Below are 17,531 nucleotides of genomic sequence, written 5' to 3' on the forward strand. Positions count from 1 at the left end.
ACGCGCTCCGCCCATTCACCTGCACACGGACACCGGAATGACCTCACGCACCAACAACGCAGCATCCCCCCGCCGCCTGTCGCGGCGCGGTTTTCTCAAGGGCCTCGCGGGCACCGGGCTCGCCGGGTCCGCCTCCCTCGCAACCGGCATGTTCCCCTCCACGGCGGCGGGTGCGGACGTGGGTGGCAGCACGCCCGCGCCCGCCGGACGGGAAGCAGCCGGAAACGACGGCCCCTTTGCCACGCTCATCGACATTTCCGCCTGCGTGGGCTGCGGGGCCTGTGTACAAGCCTGCCATGACCGCAACGCAGCCCGGTATCCGGAGCCGACAAAGCCCTTTCCGCCCATGTTCCCGGCCTCGGTGAAGGCCGAGGACTGGTCCGCCCGGCGCGACACGGACGACCGTCTGACTCCCTACAACTGGCTGTACATCCAGAACGTGACAGTGCAGCACGGCGGGCAGCACGACGGACAGCAGGTGGAACTGAACATCCCCCGCCGCTGCCTGCACTGCGACAACCCGCCCTGCGCCAACCTGTGCCCGTGGGGTGCGGCCCGGCGCGAGGCCAGCGGCACCGTGTCCATCGACGCGGACATCTGCCTGGGCGGGGCCAAGTGCCGCACTGTGTGCCCGTGGCACATCCCCCAGCGCCAGACCGGCGTGGGCCTGTATCTGGACCTGCTGCCCCGCTACGCGGGCAACGGCGTGATGTACAAGTGCGACCGCTGCGCCGATGTGGTGGCGCGCGGCGGCACCCCGGCCTGCATCGAAGCCTGCCCCAACGCGGTGCAGTCCATCGGCCCGCGCGACGCCATCATCACCGAGGCCCGCCGCCTTGCCGCCGAGCGCGGCTGGCACCTGTACGGCCTGAACGAAAACGGCGGCACCTCGACCCTCTATCTTTCGCCCGTGCCCTTCGCGGCCATTCAGGGGGCGCTGGAGGCCGCGACGACGGCGGCCAAGTCCAGTTCCAGACAGGATGGCGCGCAGCAAGACGGCGGGCAGAATGCCGCACAGGGTCCGGTGCAAGCAGCCGCCACGCTGGGCCCCGGCAGGCCGCACTTCCGCGCCGTGGCCGATGCCATGCGGGGCGAGACCATGCTGGCCGCCGCGCTGGTCACCGCGCCGCTGGCCGGAGCCGGGGCGGCCCTGCTGCGCGTGGCGCGCGGCATCGGCGACATGGTCCGTGCGGATGCCCATGAAACCGAGTCCCCGGCCCCCCAAGCCTGCCGCCTGTCCACGGCCACCAACTGCCCCGTCTGTCCGCCCCGGCCGCCCCACTCAAAGGACGACACCACGGGCGATCTCGACGACGCACCCACGCCCCATCCCCTGCCCGTGGCCCGCTGGTTGTGGACCGCCTGCGCCACTGTGCTCGGCGTCACCGGCATGGCCCAGATGCCCATTGCCGCGCGCTACGGCATTGCCGCCGTGCCCGGTCTGGCCTGGACCGCCGACTTTCATTTCACCCACCTGCTGCATTACGGGGCCGCCGCCCTGCTGCTGGTACTCTCCGCGTGGCTGGCCGTGCGCGCCCTTGCCGGGCCGCGCATCCGCCGACTGTTCGCCGCGCAGCACCTGACCAGAGGCGGCACGCTGCGCCTGTGGCTGGTGGCGGCGCTCATCGTCACCGGGGCCATGCGGGTAGCCAAGAACCTGCCCGGCTTCGACTGGGGTCCCACCCTGACCATGTACCTGGACTGGACGCATCTGGGCCTTGCCGGACTGCTGGGCATCGCCTCGCTGGCCCTGGCCCTGACGGGCCGCTCCGCCTGGACCGTTCCCGTGCCCGTGGCGCGCTCCGCGCCCCGGCCCGCTCCCTCGGACCATCATCACCCGGAACATCCGCCCCGCGCGTAGCGTCGGGCTTACCGCTGAAGGAGGAGTCCCATGTCGTTGCCACACGTTTCCGCCCACCGGGCGCACGGCGGTTCGCCGCCAATCCGGCCAGCCCTGCCGATCCTGCTGTTCCTGCTGCTGTGCCTGCTGCCGGGCCTTGTCCTGACGCTTGCGCCAGCCGCACCGGCCAGTGCTACCCAACTGGCAACCGAGGTGCCCGCCGGGGCCACCGGCGCGGTGAAGAAGCCGGAAGCCCACGTCATCACTGCCGACCATTCCCGCCACCCGGCCCTGCAACAGCCCTTTGCCACGCCGCAGGAAGTGACCAGGGCCTGCCTGTCCTGCCACAACGCCGCCGCGCAGCAGGTGCACAAGACCATCCACTGGACCTGGCTGGACCCCGCCGACCCGGAACGCAAGATGGGCAAGGGCGGCATTACCTTCAACAACTTCTGCATCGCCATTCCGTCCAACGAACCGCGCTGCACCTCGTGCCACGCGGGTTTCGGCTGGAAGAACGCGCAGTTCGACTTCTCGTCGCAGGAAAACGTGGACTGCATGGTCTGTCACGACCATACCGGCACCTACAAGAAGTTCCCCACCATGGCCGGGCTGCCCGTCAGCGAACCCACCGAGTTCGAGGGCAAGACGTTCACCCCGCCCGACTACAACGCCATCGCCGCCTCCGTGGGCCGCCCCACCCGCGACAACTGCGGCACCTGCCACTTCTACGGCGGCGGGGGCGACGCCGTGAAGCACGGCGACCTTGATTCCACCATGTTCAAGCCCGGCCGCGAACTGGACGTGCACATGGACGTGAAGGGCGCCAACTTCACCTGCCAGCGCTGCCACACCACGGAAGCCCACGTCATCGCCGGGCGCACCTACAAGCAGCCCGCCTTTACCGAACGCACCAGCGTGCTGGACGACGACCGGGTGCACCGCATCGCCTGTGAATCGTGCCACACCGCCACCCCGCACAAGGCCGGGCACAAGGCCAACGACCACACCGACAAGCTGGCCTGCCAGACCTGCCACATTCCCGCCTTTGCGCGCGAAATGGCCACCAAGATGTGGTGGGACTGGTCCACGGCGGGCAAGAAGAAGGACGGCAAGCCCTTTGCGGAAAAGGGCCCCTTTGGCAAGCCCAGCTACGACAGCAAGAAGGGCGACTTCCGCTGGGAAAAGGACGTCACCCCCGAATACCACTGGTCCAACGGACGCATGGAGTTCCTGCTGCTGACCGACAAGATCGCCGACACCTCGAAGCCGGTGGAGATCAACCGCATCGACGGCGACCCGGCAGACCCCAAGGCGCGCATCATGCCCTTCAAGGCGCACCGGGGCCGCCAGCCCTTCGACGCGGGCAACCGCACCTTCGTGGCCCCGCACCTGTTCGGCAAGGACGACGCCGCCTACTGGAAGACCTATGACTGGATGAAGGCCGTGGAGGCCGGGCAGAAGTCGCTGAACCTGCCCTTCAGCGGCAAGCTGGAATTCGTGGAAACCGTCTACTACTACCCCATCACCCACCAGGTGGCCCCCAAGGAAAAGTCCGTGGCCTGCGGCGAATGCCACAAGCCCGCGGGCAGCCGCCTTGCCGCCGTCAGCGGGGTGTGGATGCCGGGGCGCGACCGCAACGCGGGCGTGGACGCCGTTGGGTGGATCGCCGTTGCCGGGTCCGTGCTGGCCGTGGGCGTGCACGGGTTCCTGCGCCTGGCCGCGCGTGGCCGCAACAACCGCAAGGAGGACTAGCCATGCACGCCACCGAACGACTCTACCTGTACAGCCGGTTCGAGCGGTTCTGGCACTGGGCGCAGACCGTGCTCATCCTGGTGCTGCTGGTCACCGGCTTTGAAATCCACGGCACCTTCACCCTGCTGGGCTTTGACCACGCCTTCGCCGTGCACAACTTCTGCGCGTGGTCGTGGCTGGTGCTGTACGCCTTCATCGTGTTCTGGATGGCCGTCACCGACGAATGGAAGCACTACGTGCCCACCTTCCTGAAGCTGATGGACGTGGTGCGCTACTACCTTTCCGGCATCTTCAGGGGTGAACCCCACCCCGTGCCCAAGAGCGAACGCGCCAAGCACAACCCCCTGCAACGGCTGACCTACCTTGGCATCGTCTCGTTTCTCGTGCCGTTCCAGATGATCACCGGGTTTCTCTACTACACCTACAACCAGTGGCCCCAACTCGGCTTTGCGGGCAGCCTGACCCTGAAGGCCGTGGCCGTGCTGCACACCCTGGGCGCCTTCGCCTTCCTGGCCTTCGTCATCGTGCACGTCTACATGACCACCACCGGCCACACCCTTACCGCGCACATCGCCGCCATGTTCACCGGGTACGAGGATGTGCCCCGCAACGGCGTGAAGCCGGAAGCGTAGCGGGAAGGAGAGGAAAGACAGAAGATGAAGAACATGTGGGGGAGGGAGGAAACTTTGAAAAGTTTCCTCCCTCCCCCACACCCCCTCCCACCTTCCAAACTTTTCAATTTGGGGTAGGACAGAAGGTAAATGACTTCCCGCCTCACATGAAGCGCACCAGCTCGAACAACTTTTTCCGCTGCGTGGCCACGATGTGGTAGAACTGCGTCTGCGGAATGAAGATGTACGGCACATCCTCCGTCCGCCGGTACAGAAAGTGCGACAGGATCATCCGGTTGATGGCCTGATGCCCGATAATCATCACCCCCGGCGCGCCCCCGGCCAGAAACAGCGCCCGGCGCACCCCGCGCTCCACCCGCTCGCGCAGGGTCACGTACCCCTCGCCGCCCGGATAGATGTAGTGGAACTTGTCGCGCTGGCGGGCCGCGAAGGCATCCGGAAACTTGCGGCGGATGTCGTCGTACCGCAGGCCTTCGCACTCGCCCGCGTCGATCTCGTCAAACTCCGGCAAGGCCATCACCGTGGCCTCCGGCCGCGCCGCGCGCATGGGAGCCGCCGTCTGCGCCGAGCGTTTGCGGGTGGATGTGAAGATGTACGGCACCTCGATATCCGCGAAGTGCGCGGCCAGTTCCTTGGCCTGGGCCTGCCCGCGCAGGGTCAGGTCCGCATCGCCGCCGATGCGCCCTTCCACGTTGTAGTAGGTCTCGCCGTGCCGGACCAGATACAGGTTGCGCACCCACGCGGACACCAGAATGTCCCGGATGCGATGGTAGTACGGCACCCGCCCGCCAATCTGCTCGCCCACCACGCGGTTTTCCAGCGTGTCCACCCGCACCCAGCACGGTTCGTCGGCGCACGGCGCATACATGCGCTCGTAGTAGTGGATGCGCTTGGTAAAGCTGTCCATGGCCGCCTGCGTGGTATCGCGGGCGAATTCCGGCATCTGCGTCTTGCGCCGGATGGCCGCGCCCAGCGCCACCGGGTCGTTGTTGACGCATTCCACGAACAGCAGCGGATGGTCCGTAAGCATGGACTCTATGGTAGCCCGCCGGGCGCGGCTGGCGTTGGTGGCGTCCAGAATGGCCACGTGCCCGTCGCCCGCCAGGTAGTCGCGCGCGGCGGCAATGTTCAGCCGGGCGATTTCCTCGCGCCGGGCGCGTCCTTCCGCGTTGTCCGGGTCGTAGAATTCCGGCCGGGCGGAATCCATGCCCAGCATGGAGCGGCGGATTTCGCCGTTGTTGAACACCTCGACGCGGAAGTCCTCTGCCTCCAGGCCCTCGCGGATGCGACGGGCCATGGTGGATTTGCCCCGCGCGGGCAGGCCGACCATGACGACGTAGAGTTTGTTCATGTGGGGGATCCTGTGCAGGGATACTGTGGATGATGCCGCATTGGTAACGACTTCTTCGCGGACACGCCAGCGTCACAACACGCCCGGCTGGCGTGCCCGGCGGCATGATGAAAGATATCCGGATACATCCGCCGCGCACGCCCGGACAAACTCGCACGCCCGGACAAAACCGCCTTCGCCCACGCGGTGCTCGCACAGGACGCCGTTTCGTCTGCATCCGTCCCCGCCACGTCCCACCCTCTTGACGCCACCCGCCCGGCATGCCAACAGAATTTCACGGCGGGGTTTCCCATTGCCCCCTTCTCACCCGCCGCCCCCATCCCGACACCCCCGGCAGGAGGCCGACCATGTACGCCATCAACTATCTGCTGAACCTGTGCGGCATCGCCATGCTTGCCGGGGCCGCCTTCAACTGGCTGCGCTGGCGTTCGGGCAACAAGGCTGCGGGTATCCGTGCGCGCAGTCTCGCCATCGGTGGGGCCATGCTGCTGGTGTTCGGCAACCTGGTGTCACCCATGGAAACCAAGGTGGTACCACCGGTAAACGCCACCGCGCCCGTGACCCAGTCGCAGCAGGTGGAACCCCAGCCCGCGCCCCAGACTGTTCCCCAATCCCCTGCCGCCCCCGCGCAGCCCGACCAGCCCGCCAAATAGTTCGCTGAACCGTTCGCCAAACGCGGAAGGCGGCTCCACATGCCGGGCCGCCCTCCGCGTATCGTTTTCCTTCCCGTTCGCTCCGCATCCCCGGCGGGCGCACTGTCCGCACCCTTCGGGGGTTTCCTCCGACCATCCGCGCCTTTCCCCCTCCGGGAACTGGTGCGGCAGCACGCCTTGTCGGAGTACTGCCCTGCCTTCCTCCGGCAACCGCCCTTTCCCGGCCTCTGCGTCTGCCGTCGCCAGCCCCGCCCCGTGCGCCTACTCCACGCCGCGCTCGCGCAGAAACGCCTCGTACCGCTTGTCCACCTTCATGATGTGCGACACCAGCCAGTCCACCAGACCGCGCAGTATCTCCATGACCACCGTGGGATTGCCGCCCGCCGCCTGCTTTTCCCACTCCAGCACCCGCTGCACGAAGCGATGGTGCACATCCTTGTGCTGCGCCCCTTCCGGGTAGCCGTGCAGGTCGAACAGCCGCTCCTCGTACCCGAAGTGCTCCACGGTGTAGGCCTTCAACTGGCCGAACACCTCCAGCACGGCGGCCATGTCGCTGGTGCGCGCGGCGCGGTGCAGGGTATTGATGTAATCCACCAGTTTCTTGTGCTGTGCGTCGATGCTGGGCAGATTGGACAGTTCGTCCGTCCAGCGAATCAGGGTTTCCTCGCCGGCATCGGCCATCAGGGCCACGCCGTCCTCCCCGGCGCAGATGACCTCGACCATGGAAAACATCTCCTGCACCCGGGCAAAGATGTCGTTGAGCGTGCCGGTAAAGCGGCCCATGGCCTCGGCGGTCTGCCCGGCGATGCGGTTCACCTCGTCCACGCTGCGGCCCACCACCTCGCTGGCTGCCGCCTGCTGGCCGTTGGCGGCGGCGATGGACTGGACCATGCCCGCCGTTTCGTCCACCTGCGTGACGATGCGGGCCATGGCCTGCCCGGCGGACTCCGCCGACGCGGCAGACGCCGTGGCGTCGCGCGCGGCCTGTTCCACGGCGGCGATGTTCTCGCGCGTGTGGCTCTGGATGCGGGCCACGGTCTCGCCCACGTCGCGGGTGGCGGCCATGGTCTTTTCCGCCAGTTTGCGTACCTCGTCGGCAACCACGGCAAACCCCCGCCCGGCGTCACCGGCGCGCGCCGCCTCGATGGCCGCGTTCAGCGCCAGCAGGTTGGTCTGGTCCGCGATATCCGAAATCAGCGACATGACCTGCCCGATGTTCTCGGCCTCCACGCCAAGGCGGCCCATGGCCTCGTTCAGCCGCTGGATGCGCTCGCGGATGCCGTTGATGGCAGCCACGGTCTCGCGCATTCCCTGCGCCCCCTCGTCGGCGTTGCCGCGTGAAAGGTCGGCCTGCTCGGCGGCCCTGCGGGCATTGTCGGTAACGTTGGCCACGGTCACCCGCATGTCGGCCACGGCTTCCGCCGTTTCGTCCATGCGTTGGCGCTGGGTTTCCACCCCGCCAGTGACGGTGCGCACCTGGCCGGTCAGGTCGGCGATGGAGTGCGAGACATGTTCCGACACGGTGCGCGTCTTGCCCGCGGCGCCGGTCATGCGCTCCATCAGGCGTTTGATGCGCGTCTCGGATGCGGTGGCGTTCTTCATGGCGTCCTGGGCTTCGCGGGCCATGCGCGCGGCCTCCCGCCCCTGGGCGTCGGCTTCTTCGATGCGCTGGCGCAGGTTCTGCACCATGCGCTCGATGGAGTGGCGCAGGGCATCCAGTTCCGGCGGGTATGCGCCTTCCGGGTGCGTATCCAGATCGCCCCTGGCCACCTCTCCCGCATAGGCGCACAACCTGCGCAGCGGCGATGAAATCGTGGCCACCAGAATGAAGGCCAGCGTCGAGCCCAAAGCCACCGCCAGCAGCAGGACTATGGCCACACCGGTCAGCATTCTTTGCTCTGCCTTCTCTCCCACCCTTGCGATGTCGCGCGCGGCGGCTAACGCCTCGTCGGTGTCTATTTCCGCCACAAGCCCGTAGGACACGCCATCGATATGCAGCGGCTGCCATGAAGCAAGGACGGATTCTCCCCGGTAGTCGGTGCCGGTTCCCTCTCCCGTATCGCCTGCCAGGGCCTTGCGCACGGCTTCCGTGTCCACGGTGTCCGCGAGGATGGTCCGCCTGTCCGATACGCGCAGCACGGACCGTGTCCGCTTGTCGCTGCCGACCAGATAGGTTTCGCCGGTCTTGCCAAGGCCCACTTCGTCCCACTTGCCTTCGGAGGTCATGATGCGGTTGATGCCGGTCTCGTTGATGCGGAAGGCCAGCACGGCCAGCATCTTGCCGTCGCGATCCCGAACCGGCGCAGCCATGAACGCCGAAGGAGCGTTGCGGGCAGGCTCGTACGGGGCGAAGTCGCCCAGTTCCACGGGATAGGACCCAGATTCCGCAATTTTCCCCGAATGGTTGGCCATTACCTTGCGAAAGACCTCTGCCAGCCCGGAGTCCTTGTAAGGACCGGTGAGCAGCGAGGTGGCGAAGTCCGGCTGCTTGCACACGCTGTACATGACGACGCCCGTAGCGGGTTCCACAAGCAGGATGTCCCCGTAGTTGAACGTCTGCACGAACTGCCGCAGGAAGGGATGATAGCGGGCATGCAGCGCATTGTACGTGATGCGCAGCGGGTGCTGGGTAAGGTTCTGGCGTTGGCCTGCCGGGTTGGGGTTGCCCGGCGCAACGGCGTACATGGCCTGCAGCAGGATGCCGTTGGTCGTTTCCGGCAGGTAGCGTTCCGGGGCGCGTGCGGCATGGCCGGGGGCATACGGGGCAAAGGGGGCGCCCAGATAGTCCGCGCTGGCATAGCCTGCCAGCAGGGCATTTCTGGCCCCTTCGGGCGTCAGCTGCCCCTGCGACTCCCGGTCCACGGCGTGGAACGCCGAGGGGAATTCCCGCGCGGCGTCATCCACGGCAGTATCCGCCGCAAGCGTCAGTATCTGATTGCGCATGCGCCGGAACAGGTCCTCGATGTGCAGGGCCTTGGAACTGCGGATGCTCGACAATTGATCCGTGGCCCGCTGCCGTATGGCCGCCACGCCTGCGGCATCGACGCTGTGCATGGCGTCCGAGCCGAAATGCCACAGCAATCCTGCCGTCAGCAGACAGCTGAGCACCTGGGTGCCGATGAACCCCACAAGCAACTTCACGCGCAACGTCATGCCGTCCCCCACCTTTTTCGCGCAGTACGGATGTAACGGGGCGGCTGGCCCCGTTACATACTAACGGCAAGAGGCGGCGGGCGGGCAATGATTTAGAGAACCGCCCGGAGGCTGGCGCATCCGGGCGGTTCAGACAGCACAAGGGCGTGCCACAGGGGCGGGAAAAGGCGGGACGCTGCGATGACCGCTCAGCGGACCTGCGCCGCAAAGGCGGGCCACATTTCCAGCAGGCGGCGCAGGGCCTTGCCACGGTGGCTGCGGGCGTTCTTTTCGTCTCGGGCAAGGGTGGCGGCGGTGCGGCCCAGTTCCGGGTCGAAGAACAGCGGGTCGTAGCCGAAGCCGTTGTCCCCTTGCGGGGCGGTGGCCACGCGGCCTTCCCAGGCCCCGGCGGCGGTGATGTGACGACCATCCGGAGCGCAGGCGGCGATGACCGAACGGAACCGCGCCGTGCGCTGCGCATCGGGCACGTCGGCCAGGGCGGCCAGCAGCTTCTCGTTGTTGCGGGCGTCCGTGGCGGGCACGCCGTCTTCGGCGGAATAGCGGGCGGAATACACGCCGGGGGCACCGCCCAGGGCGTCCACCTCCAGCCCGGAATCGTCGGCCACGGCGATGCGGCCGGTCAGTTCGGCCACGGTGCGCGCCTTGAGCAGGGCGTTTTCCTCGAAGGTGGTGCCGGTTTCCTCGATTTCGCCGATCTCGGGGTAGGCGTCGAGGCCCACGACGGTGACGCCCGTGTCCTTCAGCATGTCGTTGAGTTCACGGATCTTGCCCGCGTTGCGGGTGGCCAGCACGATGACGGCGGTGTCACTGGTAATGTTCGGGGGGGTGATGTTCGGGGCGGTGGTCATGGTGTGTGTATGATCGTATCCGGTTGGAGTCGTGTCTGGTTGGAGTGGGGGTTGGGGCAAGGCCGACGGGCACTGCCCGCACGGCGCGCATTGTGCGGAAGAATCGGGCGGGAGGCAAGACATGCCGCCGTGCTTCAGGCCAACCCGGAAACACCGAACCGGACCGGACTGAACAGGACAGGCTTGCAGACGCCCGGACGCGCCGTCAGCCTTTCATGCCTTCACCTGCCGGATCGTCCCGCGCGGGTTCCGTCGATTGCGGCACGGCCAGCAGGGGCAGCAGATACAGGGTAATGGTGGTCCCCTTGCCCACCTGGCTTTGCAGGTCCACCTTGCCGCCCATTTCCTCGATGATCTTGCGGCTCATGGCAAGGCCGATGCCCGCGCCCTTTTCCTTGGTGGAAAAAAACGGGCTGAAAATCTTGTCGTGCAGTTCCGGCGGGATGCCCACGCCCGTGTCCGCCACCGCAACGTACACGTGCTGCGGGTTCATGCCGGTGCGCACGGTCAGGCGGCCACCATCGGGCATGGCCTCCTGCGCGTTCTTGACCAGATTGATCAGGCACTGCTTGAGCATCTCGCCGTCGCCATGGGCCTTGGGGATGTCCGGCGCAGGCTGCATGTCCACGGTAATACGCCGCTGGTCGAAGCCCAGGCTCATCAGTTCCATGGTCTGGCGGGCCAGCAGGTTCAGGTCCACCTCTCCCTGCACCGGCGAGGTGGGGCGGGCAAAGTTGAGGATGGACTTCAGGATGGTGTCCAGCCGCCGCGATTCTTCCAGGATCACCTGCACCTTGCCCCGCGCGGCCTCGTCCAGCGAGGGCGAGCGCAGCAGCGAATTGGCAAAGCCGCCGATGGCGAACAGCGGGTTGCGTATCTCGTGCGCCACGTAAGTGGAAAGCTCACCGATGGCGGCCATCTTTTCGGCCTGTTGCAGGCGGATTTCCATGTTGGTGCGGTTGGTGATGTCGCGCCGCATCTCGATGACCCGCGTCAGCCGTCCCGCGTCGTCGGTGACCGGGTAGGTGTACACCCGGAAGTACTGCACCCGGCCATCGTCGTTGACCCTGGTGTGGATGCGCTCCGCCTTGTGGCCGGTGCTGACCGTTTCGCGGAAGGTGCAGCCGCCGTGCTCCGGCGGGCAGCAGAAGGACGCGCCATCCAGTTGCCAGCAGCAGGTGCCGATCCAGTCGTCCTTGGCGCCGCCCTTGCGTTGCAGGATGTTGCGATTCAGGTCCACGATGCGGCCTTCGGTGTCCAGCAGCAGGATGTCCTCGTCCACCTGGTCGATGAGCGTGGCGAACAGGTCGCGCGCCTCGCGCAGGTGCAGGTTGCAGGTGGAGCACAGCTTTTCCGAGGCCAGCATTTCCCACACCCACAGCGCACCGCCCGCGTCCAGCAGCGACACCCCGGCGGGGGCCGCCGCGCGCAGGTCGGCCATGTGGCGGCCATCGTCGGTCAGGTCGATGGCCATGCGCAGACCGGGCCGGGCCGCGAACAGGTCGGCTGCGTCGGCAAAGCGGGGCACGCCGCCGGGGGCTGGGGGGGCCGGGGGCAGGCCCGCGCGGGCTTCCAGCACGCCGGAGTCCGGCGGCGCCGGGGAAGAAACCGGGGAAGACGCGGAGGCGTTTGGCGAACCCGCGGTGTCCGTTGAACCTGGGGGGCTCAGCGGCTGGCAGGCGTGTTGCGCCAACTCGTCGTGGTCCTGCGGGGTCAGCAGCATGCCCGCCAGGTGCACCCACGGAAAGCCCCGCAGGAAATCGGGACGTTGCAGCAGGCCCGCCACCGGGCGCAGGGCACGCCCCACACCTGCCAATGCCACGGGAAAGGGGCGGCGCGGCGCGGCGTGGCCATCCGCTTCGTCCTGCCCGGCATGCCCCGAACCATGCTCGGGATTGCAATCCGGGCCGTGCCCCGAAGCACATGTGGGACAGCCAGGGGCCGTACGGAGCGGTGTTTCGCCGGATTCCGGCGTGGCGGCAGGGGGGGCAGGGAGGCCGGAAGGGGGCTGCGTGGTCATGCGGGGCTCCTTGGGCCGGAAAGTGGTGGCGGCGGACATGCTGCGCGGTCGGCGGGCAGACAGCATGGCCCACGCCCGGCCTGCCGGACGCGGGGGCTTGCGCCCGGCGCGCATTGCGGGTACGCGGCACCCAGCACCACGCCCGCGGGCTCCCTGCGTTTGCGCCGGGGACCCCCGGGGGCGGATCGGCTTCCGTGGCACGGGCATGTGCCGCCACGGGGCGTGCGGCACCCTCCACCCTTCCCATACCCGGAACGCCATCCAATGATAAGTGTTTATTCCGTCAGCCTTGGCTGCCCCAAGAACCGCGTGGACACCGAACGCCTGCTGGGTGCGCTGGGCGCCCCCGTGCGCCCCGTGGCCGGCATGGCCGAGGCCGACGTGGTGCTCGTGAATACCTGCGGCTTCATTTTGCCCGCCGTGGAAGAATCGGTGCGCACCGTGGTGGAGGCCGTGGACGAGATTTCCGGACTGGCCCGGCGGCCCCTGCTGGCCGTGGCCGGGTGTCTGGTGGGCCGCTACGGCGAACGCGACCTGGCCGCCGAACTGCCGGAAGTGGACCTGTGGCTGCCCAACCAGTCCATCGAGTCATGGCCGGACCTGCTGGCGCGCGCCGTGGGTGCCAGAGTGGCCGGGCCTGCCGGGGTCGGCTTCGTCGCGCCCGGCTACGCTGGGGGCACGCGCCTGTTGTCCACCGGGCCGTCGTACGCCTGGCTGAAGATCAGCGACGGATGCCGCCACAACTGTTCGTTCTGCACCATTCCTTCCATTCGCGGCGCGCACCGCTCCACCCCGGCGGCGGAACTGGAGCGCGAGGCGCGGCAATTATTGGATATGGGCGTGCGCGAGCTGATTCTGGTGGCCCAGGACGTCACCGCGTGGGGCGAGGACCTGGAAAGCGGTTCCGGCGGTTCCACGGGCAAGGGCGACCTGCGCCCCCTGCTGGACCGCCTGCTGCCCCTGCCGGGGCTGGACCGGCTGCGCCTGATGTACCTGTACCCCGCCGGGCTCAACGACGACCTGCTGGCGTACCTTGCGGCAGCGGGCGCACCCTTCGTGCCCTATTTCGACGTGCCCCTGCAGCACGCCCACCCCGACGTGCTGGGCCGCATGGGGCGCCCCTTTGCCCGCAATCCTCGCGTGGTGGTGGACCGCATCCGCACACACTTTCCGGACGCGGCCCTGCGTACCTCGATCATCGTGGGCTTTCCCGGCGAGACGGAGGAACACTACGCCGCGCTCACCGATTTCGTGGCGGAGACGCGCTTCCATCACCTTGGCGTGTTCGCCTACCGGGCAGAGGACGGCACCCCCGCCGCCGCCATGCCCGATCAGGTGGACGACAAGGTGAAGGAATGGCGTCGCGATGCGCTGATGGAGGTACAGGCCGAAATCAGCGAGGAGATCATGGAATCGTACGTGGGCCAGCGCCTGCCCGTGCTGGTGGACGCCCCCCACGACGAATGGCCCGGCCTGCACACCGGCCGCACCTGGTTCCAGGCCCCGGAGATAGACGGGGTGACCTACGTGAGCGGGGCCGGTGTGGCCCCCGGCGCGCTGGTGGAGGCGGACATGGTGGAAGCCCGGACCTACGACCTGGTGGCCCTGGCCGAGCCGGAGGAATAGGGGAGGCGTCCTGAGGCAGCGACGTGTGGCCGCAGGCTGTCCGGTGCCGCGCGGGTGTCTTTCCTCGGCGGGGGCGCGTCTATATGGTAGCGCTACGTGAATATGGCGACCGTGATGTGGACGCACTTCCAAGCATCGAGGTGAAGGCATGACCTATTCGCAGGAACGGGCGCTGGAACTGCTGCGCGCCGGGTCCGGGCTGGCCGGGGCGGAATTTCGGGATGGGCAGGAAGACGCCATCCGGCACATGGTGGAAGGCCGGGGCCGCCTGCTGGTAGTGCAGAAGACGGGCTGGGGCAAAAGCTTTGTCTACTTCATCGCCACGCGGATGCTGCGTGACGCGGGCCAGGGCCCTGCGCTGCTCGTGTCACCCCTGCTGGCGCTGATGCGCAACCAGATTGATGCCGCCGGGCGCATGGGCGTGCGGGCCGCCACCATCAACTCGGGAAACCAGGAAGAATGGGAGGATGTGGAGGCGCGGCTGGCCCGCGACGAAGTGGACATCCTGCTCATTTCGCCTGAACGGCTGGGCAACGACTGGTTCCAGGCGCAGGTGCTGGCCCCGGTGGCGGCGCGGATAGCATTGCTGGTAGTGGACGAGGCGCATTGCATCTCCGACTGGGGGCACGATTTTCGTCCGCACTACCGGCTGTTGGGGCGCATGGCCGCCAACCTGCCCCCCACCGTGCGCCTGCTGGCCACCACGGCTACGGCCAACGACCGGGTCATGGGCGACCTGGCTACCGTATTGGGACCCGACCTTGCGGTGTCCAGGGGCGACCTGAATCGCTCTTCGCTGACGCTGCAAACCCTCCGCCTGCCGGACCGGGCCGAGCGTCTGGCCTGGCTGGCCGAGCGGCTTGGAGAACTGGACGGGCATGGCATCATCTATACGCTGACGGTGCGCGATGCCGGCCTGGTGGCAACGTGGCTGCAAGAGCGCGGCTTCAACGTGGCGGCCTACACGGGTGAAACCGGCGAGGACCGGGAACGCCTGGAGCAGGATCTGCTGCACAACAGGGTCAAGGCCCTGGTGGCCACCACGGCGCTGGGCATGGGCTACGACAAGCCGGACCTTGCCTTCGTCATCCATTTTCAGGTGCCGGGGTCCGTGGTGGCGTATTACCAGCAGGTAGGCCGGGCCGGGCGCGCCTTGCCCGCCGCCTACGGCGTGCTGCTGAGCGGGCCGGAAGAAGACGACATCAACGACTGGTTCATCCGCAGCGCCTTTCCCACCCGCGCCGAAGTGCAACAGATTCTGGATGCCCTGGAAGACGCGCCGGAGGGGCTTTCGGTCCCGGAGCTGATGAGCCGCGTGAACATGGGCAAAGGACGCATCGAGAAGGGCATCACGCTGCTGTCGCTGGAATCGCCCGCCCCCATCGCCAGACAGGGCGCCAAGTGGCAACTGACGGCGGCTGCGCTGTCCGGACAGTTCTGGGACAGGGCGGACAGGCTGACGGCATTGCGCCGTGTGGAGCAGGCGCAGATGCAGGAATACGTGGGCCTGCCCTTCGGCCAGCACATGGAGTATCTGGTGCGGGCGCTGGACGGGGACGCGGCGAACATCGTGCCCCCCGCGCTGCCGCCCCTGCCGGAAACCGCCGACCCCGCGCTGGTGCACGAGGCCATGGCGTTCCTGCGCCGCGGCAACATGCCCATCGCCCCCCGGGTGCAATGGCCAGTGGGCGGCATGCCCCAGTATGACGTCCGGGGCAGACTGCCCGCTGCCCAACGGGCGCAACCGGGCATGGCGCTGAGCGCGTGGGGAGATGCCGGGTGGGGGGCTTCGGTACGACAAGGCAAATACCGCGACGGACGCTTTGCCGATGATCTTGTGGACGCCTGCGCCGCCATGGTGGAGGCGTGGAACCCGCAGCCCGCGCCAGAATGGGTGACCTGCATCCCCTCGCTGCGGCATCCGGATCTGGTGCCGGACTTCGCACGCCGTCTTGCGGCGCGGCTGGGCTTGCCGTTTGTTCCGGTATTGGAGAAAACGGAGGACAGACCCGAGCAGAAGACCATGGGCAACAGCGTCCAGCAGGCCCGCAACGTGGATGGGTCGCTGGGCCTCGCCGCCATTCCCGTGCCCGCAGGCCCCGTGCTGTTGGTGGACGACATGGTGGATTCACGATGGACACTGACCGTGGCCGCCTGGCTGCTGCGCCGGAACGGCGGCGGCGAGGTGTGGCCGGTGGCGCTTTCCCAGGCAGGCCAAGGATAGATGAACGACACCCTTTCGCTGAATACCAGGGCAATCCTGCTGCTGACCGCCCCGCTGATGGTGGGACGAAGCTCCATGAGGCCCGCCGGCCCGGCTGCGGCCCTGCTGAGCCTTGGCGAATACAAGCGCCTTGCCCGCCGCCTGCGCGAACTTTCGCGCCAGCCCGCCGACCTGCTGGCGGCGGACGGGGAAGCGCTGTGGGCCGGATGCGCTGACACTGTCGAGCCGGAGCGGCTGCGGCAGCTTCTGGGGCGCGGCTTTCTGCTGGGCCAGGCCGTGGAACGCTGGCAGGCCAGGTCCATCTGGGTGGTCAGCCGTGCCGACGCGGCATACCCCGCCCGCCTGAAGGCCCGCCTGAAGGAAGACTGCCCCCCGATCCTGTACGGCTGCGGCAACCGGCCGCTGCTTGACCGGGAAGGGCTGGCCGTTGTCGGTTCGCGCAATGCGGACGATGCCCTGCTGGCCTACGCAAGAGGCGTGGGCGCCCTGGCCGCCGCTGCCGGGGTGGCGCTGGTGTCTGGCGGCGCGCGGGGCATCGACGGTGCGGCCACCGACGGGGCCTTGGCAGCGGGCGGCGCGGCGGTGAGCGTGCTGGCCGAAGGGCTGGAGCCGCGCGCCATGCGTCGCGAAAACCGCAACGCCATAGCGGAAGGCCGCCTGCTGCTGCTTTCGCCGTATGACCCCAACGTGGCCTTCAACGTGGGCAACGCCATGCAGCGCAACAAACTCATTTATGCGCTGTCCGATGCGGCGCTGGTGGTATGCAGCGATGCGGACAGGGGCGGCACCTGGGCCGGGGCGCAGGAGCAACTGGACAAGCTACGGCTGACGCCGGTCTACGTACGTGCCACGGGAGCCCGTAGCGAAGGGCTGGAAGCATTGTGCGCCAAGGGGGCGCAGCCCTGGCCGGAGCCTGCCGACACCGCCGGGCTGATGGCATTGCTGCGCCAACCCATGGTCATGCCGCCCAGGGAACAGACGCTGTCGCTGCTGGATGCCGCCACCATGCAGGCCCCGGCGCCTGTTGCCGAAAAAAAGGAATCGGCTACCCCGAAAGGGGCTACCGCAGGAAAGACGCATCCCGGTGCGGAACTGCCCGATGCACAGCCGCCCGCCATGCAGCCGCCGACTTCACGGATGCCGGACGGGCTTCCTCCCGGACCGCAGGGGGGTGGACATGATGTGTCGCCCATCTCTCCGGCTGACGAACTTCAGGCGCTGATCCGCCAGTTGGCCCCGCAGTTGCTGGCCGTTCCCAAAAAGGAAGACGAGATCGCTGCGGAACTGGGCGTGGCCACCGTACAGGCCCGCGCCTGGCTGACCTGGCTGGTGGCCGAGGGGCTGGCGGAAAAGGGCGGGCGTCCCGTGAAATACCGCCTTGCGTCCACCGGGCGTCCCTGACCTGGACTGCCCGGGCCTCGCTTGCGTC

General features: G+C 67.9%; 11 protein-coding genes. 7 read left to right on the forward strand and 4 right to left on the reverse strand.

Going from position 1 to position 17,531, the window contains the following annotated elements:
• Positions 1–37 precede the first annotated feature (37 nt).
• Genes DESTE_RS08860 through DESTE_RS08870 form a run of 3 tightly spaced genes read left to right on the forward strand, consistent with a single transcriptional unit; the run spans position 38 to position 4,227 of the window.
• The gene (locus DESTE_RS08860) at positions 38–1,861 is read left to right on the forward strand and encodes a 4Fe-4S dicluster domain-containing protein (protein ID WP_035066976.1); all 1,824 of its coding nucleotides are present in this window, start codon (positions 38–40) and stop codon (positions 1,859–1,861) included.
• Between the two features lie 30 nt (positions 1,862–1,891).
• A complete protein-coding gene (locus DESTE_RS08865; protein ID WP_035066978.1) occupies positions 1,892–3,595 on the forward strand; it encodes a tetrathionate reductase family octaheme c-type cytochrome in 1,704 nt (567 codons plus the stop codon).
• A 2-nt stretch (positions 3,596–3,597) separates the two neighbouring features.
• Entirely contained in the window at positions 3,598–4,227 is a 630-nt protein-coding gene (locus DESTE_RS08870) for a cytochrome b/b6 domain-containing protein (RefSeq protein WP_035066980.1), read from the forward strand.
• 142 nt (positions 4,228–4,369) lie between these two features.
• Here DESTE_RS08870 and DESTE_RS08875 read toward each other — a convergent pair whose 3' ends face one another.
• Positions 4,370–5,578: a histidine phosphatase family protein gene (locus DESTE_RS08875; protein WP_035066982.1), complete on the reverse strand. Its 1,209-nt coding sequence runs from the start codon at positions 5,576–5,578 to the stop codon at positions 4,370–4,372.
• 347 nt (positions 5,579–5,925) lie between these two features.
• On the opposite strand from DESTE_RS08875, the gene DESTE_RS08880 reads away from it, so the two are divergent.
• Positions 5,926–6,231, forward strand: coding sequence for a hypothetical protein (locus DESTE_RS08880; RefSeq protein ID WP_035066984.1), 306 nt, complete (start codon positions 5,926–5,928; stop codon positions 6,229–6,231).
• Positions 6,232–6,492: 261 nt separating this feature from the next.
• On the opposite strand, the gene DESTE_RS08885 is transcribed toward DESTE_RS08880, so the two are convergent.
• The 3 genes from DESTE_RS08885 to DESTE_RS08895 form a co-directional block, all read right to left on the reverse strand.
• Positions 6,493–9,384, reverse strand: a complete 2,892-nt coding sequence (locus tag DESTE_RS08885) for a bacteriohemerythrin (protein ID WP_035066986.1) — start codon at positions 9,382–9,384, stop codon at positions 6,493–6,495.
• A 188-nt stretch (positions 9,385–9,572) separates the two neighbouring features.
• On the reverse strand, positions 9,573–10,232 hold the full coding sequence (locus tag DESTE_RS08890) for an XTP/dITP diphosphatase (RefSeq protein ID WP_035066988.1): 660 nt from the start codon (positions 10,230–10,232) through the stop codon (positions 9,573–9,575).
• A 205-nt stretch (positions 10,233–10,437) separates the two neighbouring features.
• Positions 10,438–12,252 carry a two-component system sensor histidine kinase NtrB gene (locus DESTE_RS08895; RefSeq protein ID WP_035066989.1) on the reverse strand — a complete coding sequence of 605 codons (1,815 nt, stop codon included), beginning with the start codon at positions 12,250–12,252 and terminating at the stop codon, positions 10,438–10,440.
• A gap of 264 nt (positions 12,253–12,516) precedes the next feature.
• Between DESTE_RS08895 and rimO the strand changes: the two genes are divergently transcribed.
• The 3 genes from rimO (at position 12,517) to DESTE_RS08910 (ending at position 17,503) form a co-directional block, all read left to right on the forward strand.
• Positions 12,517–13,878 carry a 30S ribosomal protein S12 methylthiotransferase RimO gene (gene rimO, locus DESTE_RS08900; protein ID WP_035066991.1) on the forward strand — a complete coding sequence of 454 codons (1,362 nt, stop codon included), beginning with the start codon at positions 12,517–12,519 and terminating at the stop codon, positions 13,876–13,878.
• A gap of 148 nt (positions 13,879–14,026) precedes the next feature.
• On the forward strand, positions 14,027–16,102 hold the full coding sequence (locus DESTE_RS08905; protein ID WP_035066993.1) for a RecQ family ATP-dependent DNA helicase: 2,076 nt from the start codon (positions 14,027–14,029) through the stop codon (positions 16,100–16,102).
• Positions 16,103–17,503, forward strand: coding sequence for a DNA-processing protein DprA (locus tag DESTE_RS08910; protein WP_035066995.1), 1,401 nt, complete (start codon positions 16,103–16,105; stop codon positions 17,501–17,503).
• The last annotated feature ends 28 nt before the right edge of the window (positions 17,504–17,531 follow it).

Source organism: Nitratidesulfovibrio termitidis HI1 (genome assembly GCF_000504305.1).
Taxonomy (GTDB): Bacteria; Desulfobacterota; Desulfovibrionia; order Desulfovibrionales; family Desulfovibrionaceae; genus Cupidesulfovibrio; species Cupidesulfovibrio termitidis.